This is a genomic window from Flavobacterium tiangeerense (assembly GCF_007830355.1).
GTDB lineage: Bacteria > Bacteroidota > Bacteroidia > Flavobacteriales > Flavobacteriaceae > Flavobacterium > Flavobacterium tiangeerense.
Genome location: NZ_VLKO01000001.1, coordinates 352,167 through 369,898, shown reverse-complemented (window position 1 = coordinate 369,898; position 17,732 = coordinate 352,167). Strand labels below are relative to the sequence as shown.

At 33.8% G+C, this 17,732-nt stretch carries 19 protein-coding genes and 1 tRNA gene; 11 read left to right on the top strand and 9 right to left on the bottom strand.

Translation table 11 applies throughout. The features are described 5' to 3' along the window. Positions 1-3: 3 nt before the first annotated feature. Positions 4-76 (bottom strand) — tRNA-Met (locus tag IQ05_RS01655). Between the two features lie 118 nt (positions 77-194). Here IQ05_RS01655 and era point away from each other — a divergent pair. The 11 genes from era to IQ05_RS01600 all read left to right on the top strand — a co-directional run bounded on the left by era (position 195) and on the right by IQ05_RS01600 (position 9,671). After that, a complete protein-coding gene (era, locus tag IQ05_RS01650) occupies positions 195-1,076 on the top strand; it encodes a GTPase Era (protein ID WP_144889172.1) in 882 nt (293 codons plus the stop codon). A gap of 75 nt (positions 1,077-1,151) precedes the next feature. After that, positions 1,152-2,207 (top strand): ligand-binding sensor domain-containing protein, encoded by a 1,056-nt coding sequence (locus tag IQ05_RS01645; RefSeq protein ID WP_144889170.1) that lies wholly within the window; start codon positions 1,152-1,154, stop codon positions 2,205-2,207. 428 nt (positions 2,208-2,635) lie between these two features. Beyond that, positions 2,636-3,184, top strand: a complete 549-nt coding sequence (locus tag IQ05_RS01640) for a DUF2975 domain-containing protein (protein ID WP_144889168.1) — start codon at positions 2,636-2,638, stop codon at positions 3,182-3,184. 3 nt (positions 3,185-3,187) lie between these two features. Further along, a complete protein-coding gene (locus IQ05_RS01635) occupies positions 3,188-3,397 on the top strand; it encodes a helix-turn-helix domain-containing protein (protein WP_086453359.1) in 210 nt (69 codons plus the stop codon). A 170-nt stretch (positions 3,398-3,567) separates the two neighbouring features. Then, positions 3,568-4,878: a ribosome biogenesis GTPase Der gene (der, locus tag IQ05_RS01630; RefSeq protein WP_144889166.1), complete on the top strand. Its 1,311-nt coding sequence runs from the start codon at positions 3,568-3,570 to the stop codon at positions 4,876-4,878. 101 nt (positions 4,879-4,979) lie between these two features. Next, positions 4,980-5,462 (top strand): hypothetical protein, encoded by a 483-nt coding sequence (locus IQ05_RS01625; protein WP_144889164.1) that lies wholly within the window; start codon positions 4,980-4,982, stop codon positions 5,460-5,462. 56 nt (positions 5,463-5,518) lie between these two features. Further along, the gene (locus IQ05_RS01620) at positions 5,519-6,307 is read left to right on the top strand and encodes a hypothetical protein (protein ID WP_144889163.1); all 789 of its coding nucleotides are present in this window, start codon (positions 5,519-5,521) and stop codon (positions 6,305-6,307) included. 110 nt (positions 6,308-6,417) lie between these two features. After that, the gene (locus IQ05_RS01615) at positions 6,418-6,828 is read left to right on the top strand and encodes a hypothetical protein (protein ID WP_144889162.1); all 411 of its coding nucleotides are present in this window, start codon (positions 6,418-6,420) and stop codon (positions 6,826-6,828) included. Positions 6,829-7,337: 509 nt separating this feature from the next. Then, a complete protein-coding gene (locus IQ05_RS01610) occupies positions 7,338-8,132 on the top strand; it encodes a hypothetical protein (RefSeq protein WP_144889161.1) in 795 nt (264 codons plus the stop codon). A gap of 194 nt (positions 8,133-8,326) precedes the next feature. Continuing rightward, on the top strand, positions 8,327-8,848 hold the full coding sequence (locus tag IQ05_RS01605; RefSeq protein WP_144889160.1) for a hypothetical protein: 522 nt from the start codon (positions 8,327-8,329) through the stop codon (positions 8,846-8,848). A 10-nt stretch (positions 8,849-8,858) separates the two neighbouring features. After that, positions 8,859-9,671: a hypothetical protein gene (locus IQ05_RS01600; protein ID WP_144889159.1), complete on the top strand. Its 813-nt coding sequence runs from the start codon at positions 8,859-8,861 to the stop codon at positions 9,669-9,671. Between the two features lie 159 nt (positions 9,672-9,830). Here the strand turns inward: IQ05_RS01600 and IQ05_RS01595 are convergent, their stop codons facing one another. The 8 genes from IQ05_RS01595 to IQ05_RS01560 form a co-directional block, all read right to left on the bottom strand. Beyond that, a complete protein-coding gene (locus IQ05_RS01595) occupies positions 9,831-10,571 on the bottom strand; it encodes a DUF2490 domain-containing protein (RefSeq protein ID WP_144889158.1) in 741 nt (246 codons plus the stop codon). 146 nt (positions 10,572-10,717) lie between these two features. Then, positions 10,718-13,315, bottom strand: a complete 2,598-nt coding sequence (locus IQ05_RS01590; RefSeq protein WP_144889157.1) for a TonB-dependent receptor — start codon at positions 13,313-13,315, stop codon at positions 10,718-10,720. A gap of 221 nt (positions 13,316-13,536) precedes the next feature. Next, positions 13,537-13,950 (bottom strand): RrF2 family transcriptional regulator, encoded by a 414-nt coding sequence (locus IQ05_RS01585; protein ID WP_144889156.1) that lies wholly within the window; start codon positions 13,948-13,950, stop codon positions 13,537-13,539. A gap of 202 nt (positions 13,951-14,152) precedes the next feature. Beyond that, positions 14,153-15,154 carry a hypothetical protein gene (locus IQ05_RS01580; protein ID WP_144889155.1) on the bottom strand — a complete coding sequence of 334 codons (1,002 nt, stop codon included), beginning with the start codon at positions 15,152-15,154 and terminating at the stop codon, positions 14,153-14,155. 172 nt (positions 15,155-15,326) lie between these two features. Next, positions 15,327-16,139: a TPM domain-containing protein gene (locus IQ05_RS01575; protein ID WP_144889154.1), complete on the bottom strand. Its 813-nt coding sequence runs from the start codon at positions 16,137-16,139 to the stop codon at positions 15,327-15,329. After that, positions 16,139-16,576 (bottom strand): TPM domain-containing protein, encoded by a 438-nt coding sequence (locus IQ05_RS01570; RefSeq protein WP_144889153.1) that lies wholly within the window; start codon positions 16,574-16,576, stop codon positions 16,139-16,141. Before IQ05_RS01570 ends, IQ05_RS01575 begins: the two co-directional genes overlap by 1 nt. Positions 16,577-16,667: 91 nt before the next feature. Next, entirely contained in the window at positions 16,668-17,255 is a 588-nt protein-coding gene (locus tag IQ05_RS01565) for a LemA family protein (RefSeq protein ID WP_086454137.1), read from the bottom strand. A gap of 63 nt (positions 17,256-17,318) precedes the next feature. Continuing rightward, complete coding sequence (locus tag IQ05_RS01560) at positions 17,319-17,651, bottom strand: MerR family transcriptional regulator (protein ID WP_144889152.1); 333 nt, start codon at positions 17,649-17,651, stop codon at positions 17,319-17,321. Positions 17,652-17,732: the final 81 nt, after the last annotated feature.

Below are 17,732 nucleotides of genomic sequence, written 5' to 3'. Positions count from 1 at the left end.
TAGTAGCGGGAACAGGACTCGAACCTGTGACCTTCGGGTTATGAGCCCGACGAGCTGCCTACTGCTCTATCCCGCGTTGTTTCGGGTGCAAAGATACAATCAATTTCTGCATTTTACAACATAAATTTAAAAAAATGTTTTATTTCGTCTATTCACTTGATATGACTACCTTTGTGGCATAAATTTTAGTAGAAATGTCACATAAAGCAGGTTTTGTAAACATCATCGGGAATCCAAATGTTGGTAAATCAACATTAATGAATGCCTTTGTTGGAGAGCGATTATCAATTATTACTTCAAAAGCACAAACAACTCGTCATAGAATTCTAGGTATTGTAAACGGTGAGGATTTTCAAATGATCTTATCGGATACGCCAGGAATCATTAAGCCTGCCTATGAAATGCAGGAATCGATGATGAACTTCGTGAAATCGGCTTTTGAAGATGCTGATGTGTTAATTTACATGGTCGAAATAGGGGAGCAGGAACTTAAGGACGAAGCGTTTTTTAATAAAATCATCCACTCGAAAATTCCAGTTTTGCTATTGCTTAACAAAATTGACAATTCGAACCAAGAACAATTAGAGCAACAAGTGGCTTTTTGGACAGAGAAAGTGCCAAATGCTGAAATATATCCAATATCAGCGTTGCAAAATTTTAATGTTCCTGAAGTTTTTCAAAGAATCATTACACTTTTGCCAGAGTCGCCAGCGTATTACCCAAAAGATCAACTGACGGATAAGCCGGAGCGTTTTTTTGTAAATGAAACCATTCGTGAAAAAATCTTGCTGAATTACAGCAAAGAGATTCCGTACGCAGTTGAAATTGTTACCGAAGAATTTTTTGAAGACGACAATATCATTCGCATTCGTTCTTTGATTATGGTGGAACGCGAAACTCAAAAAGGAATTGTGATTGGTCACAAAGGTGCTGCCTTAAAAAAGGTAGGAACTGAGGCGCGTGAAGATTTAGAGAAATTCTTTGGAAAACAAATTCACATTGAGCTTTACGTAAAAGTGAACAAAAACTGGAGAAGCAACGCGAATATGTTAAAACGTTTTGGATATAATCAGTAGTGAGAAGTGAAGTGACTGGTTTTTTTAGTTTTCATTCAATTACAAGAGTTGTGCGTCATATTTTAAAAATCAGAAATGAACAAAAAAATAAAATTGATTTATTTAATACTCATATTGACACTAAACTTTTCTTGTGTTGAAAAGAAATCAACAGAAAAAGAAACTAACAAACCTGAATTGGTAGTAACTCCAAAAACCGATACCTTAAAATTTACTTCTGCAATACGTGCTATCTTCCAGGATAGTAAAGGTAATTATTGGTTTGGAAGTCATAATGAAGGCGTAAGTTTTTATAATGGAAAATCATTTGAATACTTTACAACTAATGAAGGTTTATCCGACAATCAAATCCGTTCAATCCAAGAAGACGACAATGGTAAAATTTGGTTTGGAACTGCTAATGGAATAAGTGTATATGACAAAGGAAAGTTTGCTAATTATCCTCCTAAAAATAACAACCCAATATTAGATTGGAATGAAACCAATGGCGATTTATGGTTTTATTCGTGGGAAGAAGACGGAATAAATCGTTTTGATGGGATAAATATGAACTATTTGATTTTCCCCAAACCCAAAAATCCTGATAAATCTTATGGTGTAACGGGTATCTCAAAAGATAAAAGTGGTAAAGTTTGGATTGCAACTTATGCAGCACTATTCAGCTATGATGGTAAAAGGGTAAATATATTTGATACTGAAAAATTAAACCTAAAAGATAATGAGCTTTTGCATATAAGAAGTGTATTAGCAGATTCAAAAGGACGAATTTGGATAGAAAATAATGGAATTGGCGTTTTGTTAATGGAAGGTAATTCAATAATTAATTTTTCTGAAAAGAATAATTTAATTCACCCAACAAGCACTAGAAGAGGAGATAAATCAAAACCAGGAACACTTGAACACGCTTTTGCTATTGAAGAAGATTCAGAAGGCAATATCTGGTTTGGAGATGTATATAATGGAGCTTGGAAATATGACGGTAAAACTTTGACAAATTATTCTGTTAGTGACAAACCATCTAAACCAATGATTTGGACTATTTATAAAGACAATAAAAACAATTTGCTTTTTGGGATGGCTGACGGAAATATATTTAAGTTTAACGGAAAGGCTTTTGAAAAGCGATTTTAAGAAATACGAACGCACAACATCAGTTATATAAAATGCCGGGTTTAGTCCTACATTGAACATTCGGTTTTCGAATTAGCATTAGTTCAAATTTGAAAGTAAGTGCTTCTAAATCCCTAACTTACTAAAGCAGCAAAACATTAAAATCAGTACTAGAGTTACTCTCTTGTATTGATTTTTTTTTTAGCCCAGAGCGAAAAGGAAACCCCGCAGCGAAAAAAGGATGGTGTTGCTGCTCGTGTAGAGCGACCAAAGGAAGCTCCTGCACGGGCTTTGCAACAGCTCCTTGAGGCGCGAGGAGTTGTATTGTAGCGCTGGAAAAGCTTCTGAAGATTTTAAAAGCAATAAATATATTTTGATAAATGATGTATTTTTATTGTTTTTCAATAAATATTAATATATTTGTTTTTTAATTTTAAATACTTTGTATCATGTCTAGAAAAACCAATTTTGTTTTTAAAGTACTGCAAGTGGTATCTTGGATTATTTTTGTGGGTCTTTGCATCCAGGCGGGTGGCTTTATTTTTAATACTGTTTTTACGTTACTGCTCAATCCAGCTGGGGCAAGTAAGTTTTGGACAGAAGTTGATTTGGCAGCTTTGTATCATTTCAACCAGTCGCATTATGTGACTTTGACTGTTTTAATGTGTATTGTTACGGTGTTAAAAGCGGTATTGTTTTACAATATTGTACTTGTTTTTCATAGTAAAAAAATTGATTTGGCACAGCCTTTTAATGATTCTCTGAAAAAATTTATCGATTTGGTGGCTACGATTTCTTTTGGAATTGGGCTATTTTCCTTGTGGGGAGCAGGCTTTACCAAGAATTTGATTGAAGACGGACTACAAATGCCTAACATTGCCGATTTAAGTTTTGGAGGTGGCGATGTGTGGTGGTTTATGAGTGTAATTTTATTGGTAATTGGGCAAATTATAAAAAAGGGAATCGAAATGCAGCAAGAAAACGAACTAACCATTTAAGTTATGGCAATAATTGTAAACCTAGATGTGATGATGGCCAAGCGCAAGATGTCATTGAACGAGCTTTCGGAGAAGGTAGATTTAACCTTGTCTAATTTATCCATATTAAAAACAGGAAAGGCTAAGGCGGTTCGTTTTAGTACTTTGGAGGCTATTTGTAAAGCCTTAGATTGCCAGCCAGGCGATATTTTAGAATATTCGAAGAACGAATAAATACAAAGGGTAGTGGTGCCGTTGTGAGTTTTGTTTTGAAGATGAGGTGGTTAGGTTCTGCTAATGTGGCTAATATTCGAAAAAAATTGATAATCACGCTTTTAAACACTACCTTTGCCACCCGAAACGGAAAAATAAGGTTTCGGAAAAACGAATTTTCAAATTATATTATGAATAACATTGTTGCGATAGTAGGAAGACCTAATGTAGGGAAATCGACCCTTTTTAATAGGCTGATACAAAGAAGAGAAGCTATTGTAGATTCAGTATCTGGGGTGACCCGCGATAGAAACTATGGTAAAAGCGAGTGGAACGGAAAAGAATTTTCTGTAATTGATACCGGAGGATACATAAAAGGTTCTGATGACGTGTTTGAGGGCGAGATCCGCAAGCAAGTAGAACTGGCTATTGATGAGGCCGATGTCATCATTTTTGTGGTTGATGTAGAGGAAGGCATTACGCCTATGGATGATGTTGTGGCGCGCTTGTTGCGTAAAGTGACTAAGCCAGTTTTGTTAGCGGTAAACAAGGTAGACAACGCCATGCGTGAGAAAGATGCCTTGGAGTTTTACAACTTAGGTTTAGGTGAATACTACACGTTTGCCAGTATATCAGGTAGTGGAACAGGAGATTTACTAGATGCATTAATTGATGCTTTTCCGGTAAAACCAGAACCTGTTCAGGAGGAAGTGGTATTGCCACGTTTTGCAGTAGTTGGGCGACCAAATGCTGGTAAATCAAGTTTTATCAATGCCTTGATTGGTAAAGAACGTTTTATGGTTACGGACATTGCGGGTACTACGCGTGATGCTATTGATACGAAGTTTGACCGTTTTGGGTTTGAATTTAACTTGGTGGATACGGCGGGAATTCGTCGTAAGGCTAAGGTTAAGGAAGATTTAGAATTTTACTCGGTAATGCGTTCTGTACGTGCTATTGAACATGCTGATATTTGTATCCTTGTTATTGATGCGACACGTGGATTTGAAGGACAAGACCAAAGTATTTTTTGGTTGGCCGAAAAAAACCGCAAAGGTGTTGTAATCTTAGTAAACAAATGGGATTTGGTTGAAAAAGATACCATGTCAACCCGCGATTACGAAGAGAAAATCAAGAAAGAATTAATGCCGTTTACGGATGTGCCAATTCTTTTTGTTTCGGCTTTGACCAAGCAGCGTTTGCTAAAAGCGTTAGAAGCTACGGTAAAAGTGTACGAAAACAGACAGCAGCGTATTGCGACTTCTAAATTTAACGAATTCATGCTTAAGGTAATTGAGGCTTATCCGCCACCAGCTACCAAAGGGAAATATGTAAAAATTAAATATTGCATGCAGTTGCCTACACAAACACCTCAGTTTGTATTTTTTGCCAACATGCCACAATATGTTAAGGAACCGTACAAACGTTACCTTGAAAATAAAATTAGAGAAAATTGGGATTTTTCAGGAGTGCCAATCGATATTTATATTAGAGAGAAATAAAACTAAAAAACCACTTTGTAACGAAGTGGTTTTTTTTATGTGTTATTTTTTAAAATAAATATTTACCTACGAAATTATTATATTTGGAAAAAAATTAAAACATGAGAAATTTATTAATTTGGTTTTGCTTATTCTTTAGTTCGTTCATTTTTGGTCAAAATAAGAACTTTACAGTTGAAGACAAGCTTATATTTTGGAAACTTGTTTATGAAGATTCATCAAGTATATCTAATTTAAAGTCTAATCCTCGACTAGAGTTTGTTACAGATTCAACTGGAAGAATTAAAAAAACTAATTTCGAAGATAAAAAACTTGATCAGTTAACTGCAGAGTTTAAGATCGAAACAAAAAAAGGAAAATACCGTGTTTCTGTTTTTAATATAAAATTCTTTGTACAGCCAGCTGGAATATATGGTGGAGGACTTTTAATGCAAACAATTTCGGAATTTACAATTGAGAGGGCTTTGATTAAAAAGGATGGTCAAATTAGAGAATCGTCATCAAAAAATAATTTGACCGAAAGATTGAACCCTCATTTATTAGAATTGTTTACGATTAAGAAAGTATCCAAATCAGACTGGTAAAATTAAGAGTGAATTATAACTGAATTAATATCCCTTAATTTGAAGCTGATATTTTTATGAGAATTATAAAATGGCTATTTGGTAATAAGAATGTGGACGCAGAACAAATTGAAAGTCAAGAAAATAATTTTGAGATTGTAAAGCACGAAATTGAACCTGAAGCAATATGTCCTTATTGTAAAACAGTATTAAAGAAATTCCCAGTTAGAAAGACAACATGTTTTAATTGCGGAAAGAGTATTTATATTTTGAAATTCAATAATTATACAGAAAAAAAACTTGTAACAGAAGAGGAAAAAAATAGTTATGAATTTGAACAAAAAAGAATTTCATTTAGAGATAGGTGGTTAAGCGAATTAAAGATATATGGAGTAAAAGAAGATACATTTTACACCAGAAAAAAAGAATTATTCTTAAAATCAGGTATTGAAAATAATGACAATGATGTTATTTGGTCATTATTTAATGATTTGTTAATTAAGAACTCAAATGATTATCATGCACAATCAAATTTATATCTCTCTATGGCTATCTACTTATTCCAAGAGGGAAAGCCCTTTGATTATTTGTTAAGAGAAAAATGTAAGGCTGACCTAAAAAGATTGTATTTTGAAAGTTTAGAATCTAGATTTGTTTCTGTTGTTCAAATTATAGCTTCTTCAGATGGTCATTCACCTGCTTGTGGAAAATGTCAAAAGTTAGACGGAGTACAATTGACTTTTGAAGATGCATTAATAAAAATGCCTATTCCATTGAAAGATTGTGAAATTACAAATGGTTTTCACAGATGTTTTTATCATCCAAAAAACCTAAGAGATGAAAATGGTAGGTTAATGTTAAAATAAAATACGAACGATAGCGGAACGCCTTTTTTTTATTTTAATATCACTAAAAATGGGTATTGTAGCTACGTTCTTGAAAAGCGTATCTTTGTAATATATAAAAAACTAACAGAATGAAAAACACGTTAATATTTATCTTCATTTTATTTTGCTCAACAATAAATGCACAAATAAGTTCTTATAACAAGGGATTAAAAAGTACTACTTTCATTTTCAACAATTGGTTTTTAAATAAGGGTGTAGAAACATTTGCAACGAAACCAACACCAGTTGGTTATAAACAAAGTTATGACGAATTAAAAAACGTACTTGCACATTTTGATTTAGATATTATGGAAGCAGAAGTTGATAAATCACTAATTGATAAGAATATCGATGGATTGAGAGATTTTCACAATTTAAGTATTTCTTTATTTCTTGAAAATTCTGTAATCACAATGGCATGGAGAACCAATGATAATTTTCAAATTTTTTGGGGATGTACAAATGAGATGAATATAATTTTGATCAATAAATTAAAATGATTCCACAATTAAAATAAACCAATTAAAACCGTTCAAAAGTGAGCGGTTTTTTTATTTCAAAAATGAGCATAAAAAAACGGGAGTTGTTCACGCTCCTGTTTAACGTTGTTAAATAAGTTAAAACATTGTAAAAATGAAATATCTGTAAATATCTGTGCCTTATTTGTACTTTTATATTTTAAGTAATTGACTTTTAGTATTAAATATTTATATTAGAGAGAAATAAGAATAGAAAACCACTTTGTAAAGAAGTGGTTTTTTTATTGTTTGTTGTAATAGCCCAAGGATACTTCTTTAGGCTATTTTTTTTGCTTTTTAAACCAGATAACAGATTTATTTGTTGTTTGTAGGTTTTTTATTTTTTACTATAATTATTGTAGTTATATTCGTAGAAACAAGAGCTAGTGTAATGACGTGAAGCTATCTATATTAGGATAGATTGGAGTTTTTTAAAGTGCATAAAAAAGAGTTGTGGGTCATGTTATTAAGTCGTAACTAAAAGCAAAAAATTGAGTAAACAAATTATAGAAATAGAATCTTTTAACCCATATGAATCTCGATTTCCAAATAGAAAATTGGTAACTCGGGAAACTTTAATACTTATGAAGTATTTAAGAGAAGAAGGTTACGAAGTTAAAGTATTACCAGATAATGACCAACCGATTGAAATACTTTACAAAAAAGGACTTGCTGATTTTTTTGCTGATCCAGTATTTATCGCTCTTATTGGAATTCCAATTGGTATAATAACAACTATTGTTTCAAATAAAATTCAGAAGTTGATTGATAGCGGTAACAAAAAAGAAAAAATAAATCAAGATCATCTGATAATTCAAATTGACAACTCTACACATAACTATTTAGGTGAGAAATTTTTAAATGAAAAGAAGCATAAAATCAAAAAAAAATGTAAAGAGCTAAAAGATGGTTTTGCAAAGTGTTTTGAAATCATCTCACCAAAGTCTGAATTTCCTACACCAATATTTTTAGAACATAAACCGCAGATTATTGGCTGGTGTTCTCTTTATGCAGATGATAAGGGATTAAAAGCTAAGGGAATTATAACAGACAAAATAATTAAAAAAAGAATTAAGCAAAAAAGACTTAACGGAATGAGCGTTACTGGAATTGCAAAAATAACAGAATGTTCTATTTGTAAAAAAAGCTATGTCGAATGCAATCATGTTGCAGGAAATGATTATGGCGATAAAAGTTGTTATAATACAATAATAGAAACAGATTATGTTGAAACAAGCATTGTAAAAGAACCTATCAATTCTCAATGTTTAGTTAGTATGAAATAATAACGAACGCATAACACTTACTATAATAGATATTGGGCAATTGGTTTAATTTGAATACGATTTTTCACTCACGAGATTAGTCATTAATTGAAAGATTACGTATTTTTAAAGCCAAGTCTCTTGGAACGAGAGAATGTTGGTGGAAATCCTATTGAAAACCGCACAGGAAAATAACTTACTTTAATTCCAAATCAATGAAATATGTTTATCAATTATTCTTAGCTTTTAATTCGACTTGGTTAATTGTTGTAGTATATTTAATAAAAGAAAAGTACATATTAAATATTATAGATAATTATTCAATTTACTATTCTTGGGTAATTTTTATTTTATTTCCAATTATTTTAACATCTCTCAGTTTTAAAATAGCATTAAAACTTCCTAAAGACCAATTAATAAATACAGCTATTAATGAAATTGAATTAGCAAACAATAATTTTCTGCCAACCTATTTAGGCTATTTTTTTGTTTCATTAGGGATAAGCGATATACCAACGTTGGTAGTTGTATTTATTATGATTTATATATTTACTTATTTATCTCAAACACTTTATTTTAATCCAATTTTTCTAATTTTTGGATATCATTTCTATTTTATTAAAACCAATAAAAGCATAAAAATTTTCCTAATTACCAAGAAGCAATTAAAAACTCCTGGCGAAATAGGATTTCAAAATTTAAGAAGAATAAACAATTACACATTTATAGATTTATAACTAACAAATTATGACAAATTATATTTTTGGAAAAGTAAAAAGAAAGCAAAAGTTTTTTAGAATCATTGAAACTGAAGAAGATGTATATGATACAGCAAATTTAGTGTTAAATGGGATAAATTATAATCCTGCAACATTAATTGATGATGAGGAAATCTATCAAATTACAAGTTTCTCTGACACTGAATATTGTTTGGACTTTTTAAAAGAAGAATTAAATACTGTTGATTTTGACCAAATCACAAAAGCAGATTTAAAAAAATTATCTTTTATATGCACAATTCAAGATAATTTGTATTTTTTTCAAATTATAAATTCTAGTTTTTTTATAAGCAAAAAATGGTTTTCTATTGACGAACTTACTTTAGAAACAGAAAAACCAATAGTTACAATAAATCCTTTTGCTGATGCAATTTATAATAAAGTTAATGACACTCTTTACTTTAAGAAATTAACAGCGGCTCAAAAAATATTTAAAGGAATGGACCAACTTTATAAAGAAGCGACTGAAGCTGAAACTCAAACATTTCTTGAATCAGAATTTTTAGATGTATCAGCTGTTTATAGTGTAAATTCAGTAACAATTCCTAATAGAAAACGGATCGCACTTGTAAATGAGACATTAAATAATTTATCAGATAATGAAAAATTTGCAATATATGATTACACAAATGAATATGGACAAGTAACTTATGAAAATGGAAAATTCAAAATTGAAAATGATGATGATTTAAAATTTGTTTTGTGGGGAATTGAACAACGATTTTACACAACACATATTGGCGGCGAAAAAAGAGTAGCAAATTCAATTATTAATATTTAGCAATAAAGGAATCCGCTAATGGCGGTTTCATAAAATGGCGAAATCTGAGGTAAACTCACGTTTAGCTTTAGCAAGAAACTTTGCAGTAACAGAAAATACTCGGTTAGAAAGTTCGGAACCTCTCAAAACCTTAATCCCGCAGCAATCCGGGATTTTTTTTTAGGATTTATTTTTCCAATTCAAACGATGAAAAATACTCAATCGAATAATATCACGATCAAAAAAATCGACGCCGCTAGGTCGCCTTTGATAACTGTTGAGGTAGCCTAACTCATACGAAAAATGGTTGCTGGCTTGAAAGTGTATCGCTGCGTAAATTCTGTTTTGGTCAAAGGTGTTTTTACGGGTTGATTTTCCAGCATTGAACATGATTTCATCAGAGAGAATGGCTTTTACAGCTTGGTTTTCTTTTTTCCAAAACGTATAATCTCCTTGCAAGCGGTATCTAAAACGCCATGAAAAAGTACTTCCTGGCAGTAATCCCGCGGCATTAGCATTGTGAATAAAACGTTCTTCCACTTGAAAACGCTGATTGAGTATTATTTTTTTGCCGCTGATTCTCCAAGTCAAGTCTTGTTGCCCGCGGTATTCAGGAATTCTAAAGTCGGGATTGATTTCAGGTATTTGTGTAGTAACCGAAAAATGAGCCAAGCCAGCACCTGTTTCTAGCTGGCTGTTTATTTTGTAACGTCCTTGTACGCGCAACACATAAACGTTTTGCTGAATGGGTTTTGTGAAAACTCTATTGTCAATTTCAGAATGTAAAGACCATTTTTCACTCAACAGCAATTGATTGTAGTAGCGCGTCCAAACAATACTTTGGTGGTCAACTTTTTTTACGGTTTGTGCTTGCAACCCCAAACAGAGTAGTGCACAAAAGAAAAGGAATTTTTGAGTCATTAGTTTTAAAATGCTTGCAAATGTACACAAAGTCAGCCATTTTAAAGTAGTTACATATTTGTTGATTCAATTTATTACCCATAAAAAAAAAGCACCGCTAACTTATAGGATAGCGGTGCTGTGTTATAAAAGACTGAAGTTGTTGTTTACAACGAATACTTCAAGGTAATTCCGTAGGTTCTTTGGTCGCCTAAAACGCCAGCATAATGTCCAGAATTTCCGCCAGCTGGTAATAATTGCTCAAAGTAATCTTTGTTCAAGAGGTTTCGACCCCAAAAGTTTACAGATAATCCTTCGGTTGCTCTAAATCCAAAACGACCGTTAAAGATAGCATATCCTTGAACTATCAAGTATTTTGAAGCTGACGGACTAGATGAAAATTCAGAACGCGCATACGAGTCAATTGCCACAAAGAATTTACCTAGGTTGCTAAAAAACTTAGCTGATTTGGTATATTCTCCGCCCAAACTTCCGGCCCATTTTGAAACTCCTGGCAACGTACTTCCAGACACATCTTTGAAAGATATAGGAGCTCCTGTTTCTTCAAGAGGTAGTGGAGCATTGGTGAATTTAATATATTTTCCATCCGTATAACTCAACGCACCGTTGAAGGCAAAATGTTCATTGATTACAAAACTAGCATCAACTTCAGCACCTCGTACACGTACTTTGTCTGCATTGGCTAGGTAACCACGATTTACTCCTAATTCAGCTGCTTGTACATTGGTTTGGAAATCTTTGATATCCGTATTGTACAAAGTCAGGTTTAAAATAGCTCTTTTGAATGGAGAGGTTTTTATTCCAATTTCATAATGATTTACGTCTTCAGGTCTAATAACAGCAAGATCAGCTAATGTTTGTCCTGCAGCAGGAGTAGGCAAACCAGCTACGTTTACACCCACTGGTTTGTAACTTTTAGCATAAGTAGCGTAGCCATTAATTTTATCAGTCGCTTTGTAATTCACTGTAATATTTCCTGAAAAGTCAAACTTATCTTTGTTAGCAGAGAAGGTTTGGTTAGTGTACACCGCTCTTTTTATTGCCAATAATTGTGGGTCGTTGGTTTGTAAACCACCATATGTTTGACGGTCGTAATTTGATTCTTTTTTGTCGTAATTGTATCGTAATCCCGGTAGAATGTGCAATCTATCGGTAACTTGCCAATCTAATTGACCAAATAAAGCAGCACTCACAGCATGAATATCAGCAATGGTGCGTATTCCGTAGCCTTCAAGCAAACCTGGTTCAGCCCATCTAGCAAGCGGTACAGGAGTTGAAACCCCGTTATTGTTGTAGTTTACTGGCGATTGAGAAAAACGCCATTGTGCATTCCCAGATTCTTCTGTTCCTCTAATCTTAACCGTTTGATCGATAAAAAAGGCACCAATTACTCCGCTTAACTTAGAAGATACTTGTCCTGCATAGCGAATTTCTTGTGTCAACTGCGTATGTCTGGCTGGATTTTGTGATTTAGCCAAAACTTGAAGTCCTGTAAAATCTCTATCGTTTGAAGGATCCCAGTTCCAAAAACACCATGCTGTAGTTGAGGTTAAAGTTCCTTTACCTATTTTAGTATCTACGTTAAGCGATGCTCCACCTAAATCTTGTCCAGAGCGCCATGGTGTATCGTGGTCAATTTTACGGTCAAAAGCATTTCTGCTTGGGAGTTGGTAATTCAAATCGGCAATGATGGCATCAAATTGGCGGTAAGCAGCCCTTTGCGTTGGCGCTACACCAGCAATCACTTGCGCGTATCCATCAGGACGTTGTGTGGTGATATCAGCTGCGAATAAAATGTTCGTGTTTTCAGTCGCATTGTACAATAATTGGCCTCTAATTCCTTGATTGTTTAAGGTATTTGTGGCTCTTCCAGTCACTACATTATCAATTAATCCGTCTCTTTGTGTTCCCGAAAATGAGATTCTACCAGCCAGTTTTTTACTTAACGCACCAGTTATTGATGTTTTAGCTTGAAGGAAACCGTAATTTCCGTAGCTTACTTCAAAATCAGCACCAGATGTAAAGCTTGGTTTTCTGGTGGTAATGTTAAAAGCACCTGAGGTGGTGTTTTTGCCAAAAAGCGATCCTTGCGGTCCACGCAATACTTCGATGCGGTCAATATCTACAAAGTCTAAAGTAGTGGCTGCTGGACGCGAATAATACACACCATCAACATAAAAACCAACACCAGGATCAATCCCGTCATTAGTAAGTCCGTATGGTGAACCAAGTCCTCTAATGTTGATACCCGTATTTCTAGGATTGGAGGAGTACAATTGTACCGAAGGAATCAATTCTTTCACACGATTTACGTTGAAAGCACCTGCTTGTTCGGCTTGTTTTCCGGTTACTACAGATACAGCAATTGGGATATCTTGTGCTTTTTCTATTCTTCTGCGAGAGGTAACAACCACTTCAGAGAGTACTTTTTCTTCTCCGTATGAAATGATAATCTCCAGCGGTTTTATGTTGGTAGGCAATTCGGTAATTTTAATTTCTTTGGTATTATAGCCGGCATATTGTACAATCAGCGTGAAGGGAAGTGACTTTGCTTCAATACTGAAAGTTCCATCAGCTAGCGTTGTAGTAGTGTTTGTAGTGCCTTTTAAAACGATATTGACTCCTGCAATTGGGGCATCTTGTTCGTCTTTTACTTTTCCTTCAAGAAGTACTTGAGCAAAAGAAGTGGAGAAAACTAGAAAAAATAATAAAGTTGTGCTTAATTTTAGATAAATATTTTTCATTTATATTATGTATATGTAATTAGTAGAGTTTTAAAATAATTTTTTTTATTTCTAGCACATACACATCATACAAAGGGTTGATTTGTGGTTTAATTTTTTGAAAACTTCTAGGGATTTTTGTACTTGCATCTTTTTCATCTTGCTTTAAATAGAGTTACTATTAATATTTCGGTGCAAATATATATAAATTCTATAAAAATAGTAGAGTTTAAAATAAAATTTTATTTTTTGACTAATGAGGCTATGGTAATACCTTGCATGGCCTTTAAGGTCTCATCTCGAATAATCATTAAACCATGGCGCAGGCTGCATTCAGACTCTGTTTTACAATCAGAACAAGGTTCATAGAAATTTAAAGAAGCGCAAGGTAATAATGCAATAGCTCCGTCAAACAAGCGGTGTATTTCAGCTAGCGTGATGTCATTTCCTGATTTTAAAAGATAATAACCTCCAAATTTCCCTTGCTTGCTACCTACAAAATGACCCCGTTTTAGATCCAATAAAATCTGTTCCAAAAACTTTTTTGGAATAGAAGCTGCCTCAGCAATTTCAATTGTTTTAGAAATATGGTTTGCGTCCTGCTCGGCTAGATAGAGCAGTGCTTTAAGGGCATATTTGGTTTTTTGTGAAAGCATTTGGTATTCGTATTAAGCTTTTTTTACTGTTTAAAAACGAGGTTAAAGATACTTGTTTTTTTAAACGAATCAACTTGAACGATGAAGTTTTCAGACCTTCAGGATTGTTATCATTAATAAGATTGCTTACCGTTAAATTAAAAAAGGATAAAGAAGCCTGTAGCAGCTTTATCCTTTTTTGAGTTAAGGGTATTTTACAAATTTATTTGCAGCTGCTTTTCAATTTAATAGCGTAATTTGGATTTAACGGTTCGTTTGTTTGTGCTAGTCGTTGTGAACCTACATTTGCCGGACAGGCAATGTCATTAGTCGCATCATAAACGATTCGTTTTCCAGTGGCTAATAGTGTTTTTGGAACATAAATTTGCACTTTGGTTATAGCGTAACCAGACGGGTAATACCGAATGTAGTATCCATCAGGATGTAAAGTCCAAATCCCACTTGGAATATCTGTGCGTACAGGTGCCATACCCGCAATAATGGCATATTTTTCCATTTCGGCATAGGTGTAATTTCCATTAGCAACCATTTGTCGAATGTTATTTTCGGCTTCAAAAACATTTTGAACCGCTTCAGGAAGTTTTGATTTTGCTTGATTCATAAGGCTAGCAGGCAATACACCTAGCATTCCACCTTCAAGGTGTGTTAATTCAGCTGTACTCAAAAGAGCGATAGCTGTTAATTTTAGTTGTCCACTGAAATCGGCAAAACGGGATTTAGCAATTATAGCCCATAATAATTCTTGTATGTTCTGCTGCTTTATTTCAGGATGTTTTTCGGCATTTTTTAAAATTGTAGTTACAATTTCTTGCTTAGGTCCTAGAGTGGGTGCGTACATGTACCCATCGCCTTGAGATGGGGCGAAGGTACCTGCTTTTAAACAATAACTTTTGGCACTCATTTCATAAAAGCCATCGCACAATACAAAACCGCCTTCAGCAGCTTTTGGTAATAAATATAAAGGCTGTACATTTTTGACCACCAGTAAATCAGGTAATTTTGATCCTGTTTGATCTACATCTTCAAATGAGGTTGTAATAGATTCTGGTTTTTTTAGTACTTGATCAAGTCCCATTTTTTTGGCTCCTAATGCAGCGCCTGCTTGTAATACTTTTTCTTTCCAACCGTTAAATTGGGAGTAACCTTGAAATCCAATGCACAACATTAGGATTACAATACCATGCGATAATTTTAATTTTTTCATTATTTAAAATTTAGTTTTTTATTCAAAGATAAAATTATTACTACTAAATAAATTAAAAAGAGATTTAATTTTTCTATAAAGGTGCTGCCTTTTAAACAGTAATAAACTATCGTAAAGTGCTGTTTAGAAACAAAAAAAGCTGCAGTTGCAGCTTTTAATTAATATATGTGTTTTACCAGTCGCCTCCAGATCCTCCTCCAGAAAATCCTCCTCCGCCAAATCCACCACCGAATCCTCCTCCGCCAAATCCTCCTCCAGAAGAACCACCACCAAAACCTCCACCTCCGCCACCACGGCCAAGACTGCTAAGTATGATGACATCCATAAGGCTAGGGCCAAAGCCACCGCCGCGATTTCCAGAGTTGCCACCACCGCCTTTATTTCGGGAAGCTAGTAAGATGATAACTACTATAATCACAATAATGGGAACAATGGGGAATTTTTTTTCTTTTGATTTCTCTACGCGTTTCCCTTTGTATTTCCCCTTAAAAACATCAAAAAGTGCATCAGTTCCTTTATCAAGTCCATTGTAATAACTTCCGGCTTTAAATTCGGGAATGATGATGTTTCGAGTTATTTCACCGCCAATTCCAGCTGTCAATCGATCTTCAAGACCGTATCCTGCTGAAATCCATATTTTTCGTTCCGCTTTAGCTAATAAAATAAGAACACCATTATCATTTTGTGCAGTACCACCAATTCCCCAAGTTTGCCCCCATTTAGGAGTTAGAATCCCTATGTCTTCGCCCTTAAGGCTTTCAATGGTAATCACCACAATTTGAGTAGTGGTAGAGTCCGCATATTTGACTAATTTTTCCTCAAGCTGCGCTTTTTCGCTTTCGCTTAAAACCTTAGCATAATCATATACTGAAGTTTGAAAAGTTGGTTTTTCAGGAATTGCAAATTGGGCAAAGCTTATTTGTGCGAAAAATAAAGTGACAAATAGTTTTAGATACAACAAGGCATTCTTTTTTTGTACTACCATTATCCTCTAGATATTTCGTTTGATAATTCATTTGTATCACCTTCTTGCCAAGGAAAATAGTGTTGCAATTGTTGCCCAGCACTTGTAATGCCATCAATAAGTCCTTGTTTAAAATTACCTTGTTTGAAGTGCGCTACCATTACATCACGAGTACTGTCCCAAAAATCACTTTTTACAGCATCATTGATTCCTTTATCACCGCAAATGACAAAATTTCGATCTTCAACCGCTAAATAGATTAAAACACCATTTTGGAGTTCAGTTGCATCCATTTTAAGTTCGTTAAAAACTTCCATAGCACGATCAAAATGATCCATAGTGGTGGTTTTTTCGATGTGAACTCTAATCTCGCCCGAAGTGTTTTTCTCAGCATTACAAATAGCTGTTACAATTTCTTGTTCCTCTTCTTTGGTTAAAAAATCTTCTACTTTTGACATCGGAAATAGTTTTGAGTGAAAATAACGATTTTCAATCCCACTAGTTTGCTAGTAGTAATCAAAAATCGTTATTCAAAATAAAAAATAAGGTTTAGAATTTTACTTCAACAGGTTTTTCAGCACCTTCAACAGCAGTAAAATAGGTTTTCTCTTTAAAACCAAAAAGACCTGCAAAAAGACTGTTTGGGAATGTTTTGATATGAGAGTTGTAAGGTTTAACAGCTTCATTGAAACGTGTTCTTGCCGTTAAAATTTGATTTTCAGTACTTGCTAACTCATCTTGTAATTTCAAGAAGTTTTGATTAGCTTTCAATTCAGGATACGCTTCAACAGATACCAATAATCTTGATAAAGAGCTGCTTACTCCGCTTTGCGCTTTGTTAAATTCAGCTAATTGCTCAGGTGTAATATTGGCTGGGTCAATTTTTACTGAAGTTGCTTTAGAGCGCGCTTCAATTACAGCCGTCAATGTGCTTTTTTCAAAATCAGCGGCTCCTTTTACAGTGTTTACTAAGTTGCCTATAAGGTCATTTCTTCTTTGATAAGCAGTTTGTACATCACCCCAAGACTGTTCTACATCTTGATTTAAAGTTACGGCAGTGTTGTTGATTCCTTTAACCCAGCTGTACATTACAAAAATTACAACTGCTACTATAATCCAAGGCAAAAATCTTCTCATGTTTGTTTAATTTAGTGTTTAAAATTTAGTTATTTAGTTTTTCTCACACGGGTGAGGTTTGTTTTAAAGTTCGTTTTTTATGTTGGTTAATTGCGTTCGTATTGATTCTAGCTTTCTAATAATTTCAAATTTATCCAAAGTTTTCTTTTGGCCTTCTTTCAAATGAGTCTTAGCACCTTCTAGTGTAAATCCTCTTTCTTTGACAAGGTGATAAATCAATTGCAAATTAGTGATATCCTCAGGCGTAAACATTCGATTACCCTTTGCATTTTTCTTTGGTTTCAAAATATCAAACTCACTATCCCAAAACCGAATGAGTGATGCATTTACATCAAAAGCTTTGGCTACTTCGCCTATGCTATAGTATCGTTTGTCTTTTGAAAGTTCAATGTGCATTTTTATCTATTTTCTAATTTTTGTAATTCTAATTTTTGTTGTCCAATGAAATTTCATTTTTCACATCTCACATTCCACTAT

Bases quoted from the DNA above. Each gene is read 5' to 3' on its own strand.
- IQ05_RS01615 (WP_144889162.1), top strand. From the start codon at position 6,418: ATGAAAAACACGTTAATATTTATCTTCATTTTATTTTGCTCAACAATA.
- IQ05_RS01585 (WP_144889156.1), bottom strand. From the start codon at position 13,950: ATGCTTTCACAAAAAACCAAATATGCCCTTAAAGCACTGCTCTATCTA.
- IQ05_RS01575 (WP_144889154.1), bottom strand. From the start codon at position 16,139: ATGGTAGTACAAAAAAAGAATGCCTTGTTGTATCTAAAACTATTTGTC.
- IQ05_RS01600 (WP_144889159.1), top strand. From the start codon at position 8,859: ATGACAAATTATATTTTTGGAAAAGTAAAAAGAAAGCAAAAGTTTTTT.
- IQ05_RS01625 (WP_144889164.1), top strand. From the start codon at position 4,980: ATGAGAAATTTATTAATTTGGTTTTGCTTATTCTTTAGTTCGTTCATT.
- IQ05_RS01645 (WP_144889170.1), top strand. From the start codon at position 1,152: ATGAACAAAAAAATAAAATTGATTTATTTAATACTCATATTGACACTA.
- IQ05_RS01560 (WP_144889152.1), bottom strand. From the start codon at position 17,651: ATGCACATTGAACTTTCAAAAGACAAACGATACTATAGCATAGGCGAA.
- IQ05_RS01590 (WP_144889157.1), bottom strand. From the start codon at position 13,315: ATGAAAAATATTTATCTAAAATTAAGCACAACTTTATTATTTTTTCTA.
- der (WP_144889166.1), top strand. From the start codon at position 3,568: ATGAATAACATTGTTGCGATAGTAGGAAGACCTAATGTAGGGAAATCG.
- era (WP_144889172.1), top strand. From the start codon at position 195: ATGTCACATAAAGCAGGTTTTGTAAACATCATCGGGAATCCAAATGTT.
- IQ05_RS01605 (WP_144889160.1), top strand. From the start codon at position 8,327: ATGAAATATGTTTATCAATTATTCTTAGCTTTTAATTCGACTTGGTTA.
- IQ05_RS01640 (WP_144889168.1), top strand. From the start codon at position 2,636: ATGTCTAGAAAAACCAATTTTGTTTTTAAAGTACTGCAAGTGGTATCT.
- IQ05_RS01595 (WP_144889158.1), bottom strand. From the start codon at position 10,571: ATGACTCAAAAATTCCTTTTCTTTTGTGCACTACTCTGTTTGGGGTTG.
- IQ05_RS01565 (WP_086454137.1), bottom strand. From the start codon at position 17,255: ATGAGAAGATTTTTGCCTTGGATTATAGTAGCAGTTGTAATTTTTGTA.
- IQ05_RS01580 (WP_144889155.1), bottom strand. From the start codon at position 15,154: ATGAAAAAATTAAAATTATCGCATGGTATTGTAATCCTAATGTTGTGC.
- IQ05_RS01635 (WP_086453359.1), top strand. From the start codon at position 3,188: ATGGCAATAATTGTAAACCTAGATGTGATGATGGCCAAGCGCAAGATG.
- IQ05_RS01570 (WP_144889153.1), bottom strand. From the start codon at position 16,576: ATGTCAAAAGTAGAAGATTTTTTAACCAAAGAAGAGGAACAAGAAATT.
- IQ05_RS01620 (WP_144889163.1), top strand. From the start codon at position 5,519: ATGAGAATTATAAAATGGCTATTTGGTAATAAGAATGTGGACGCAGAA.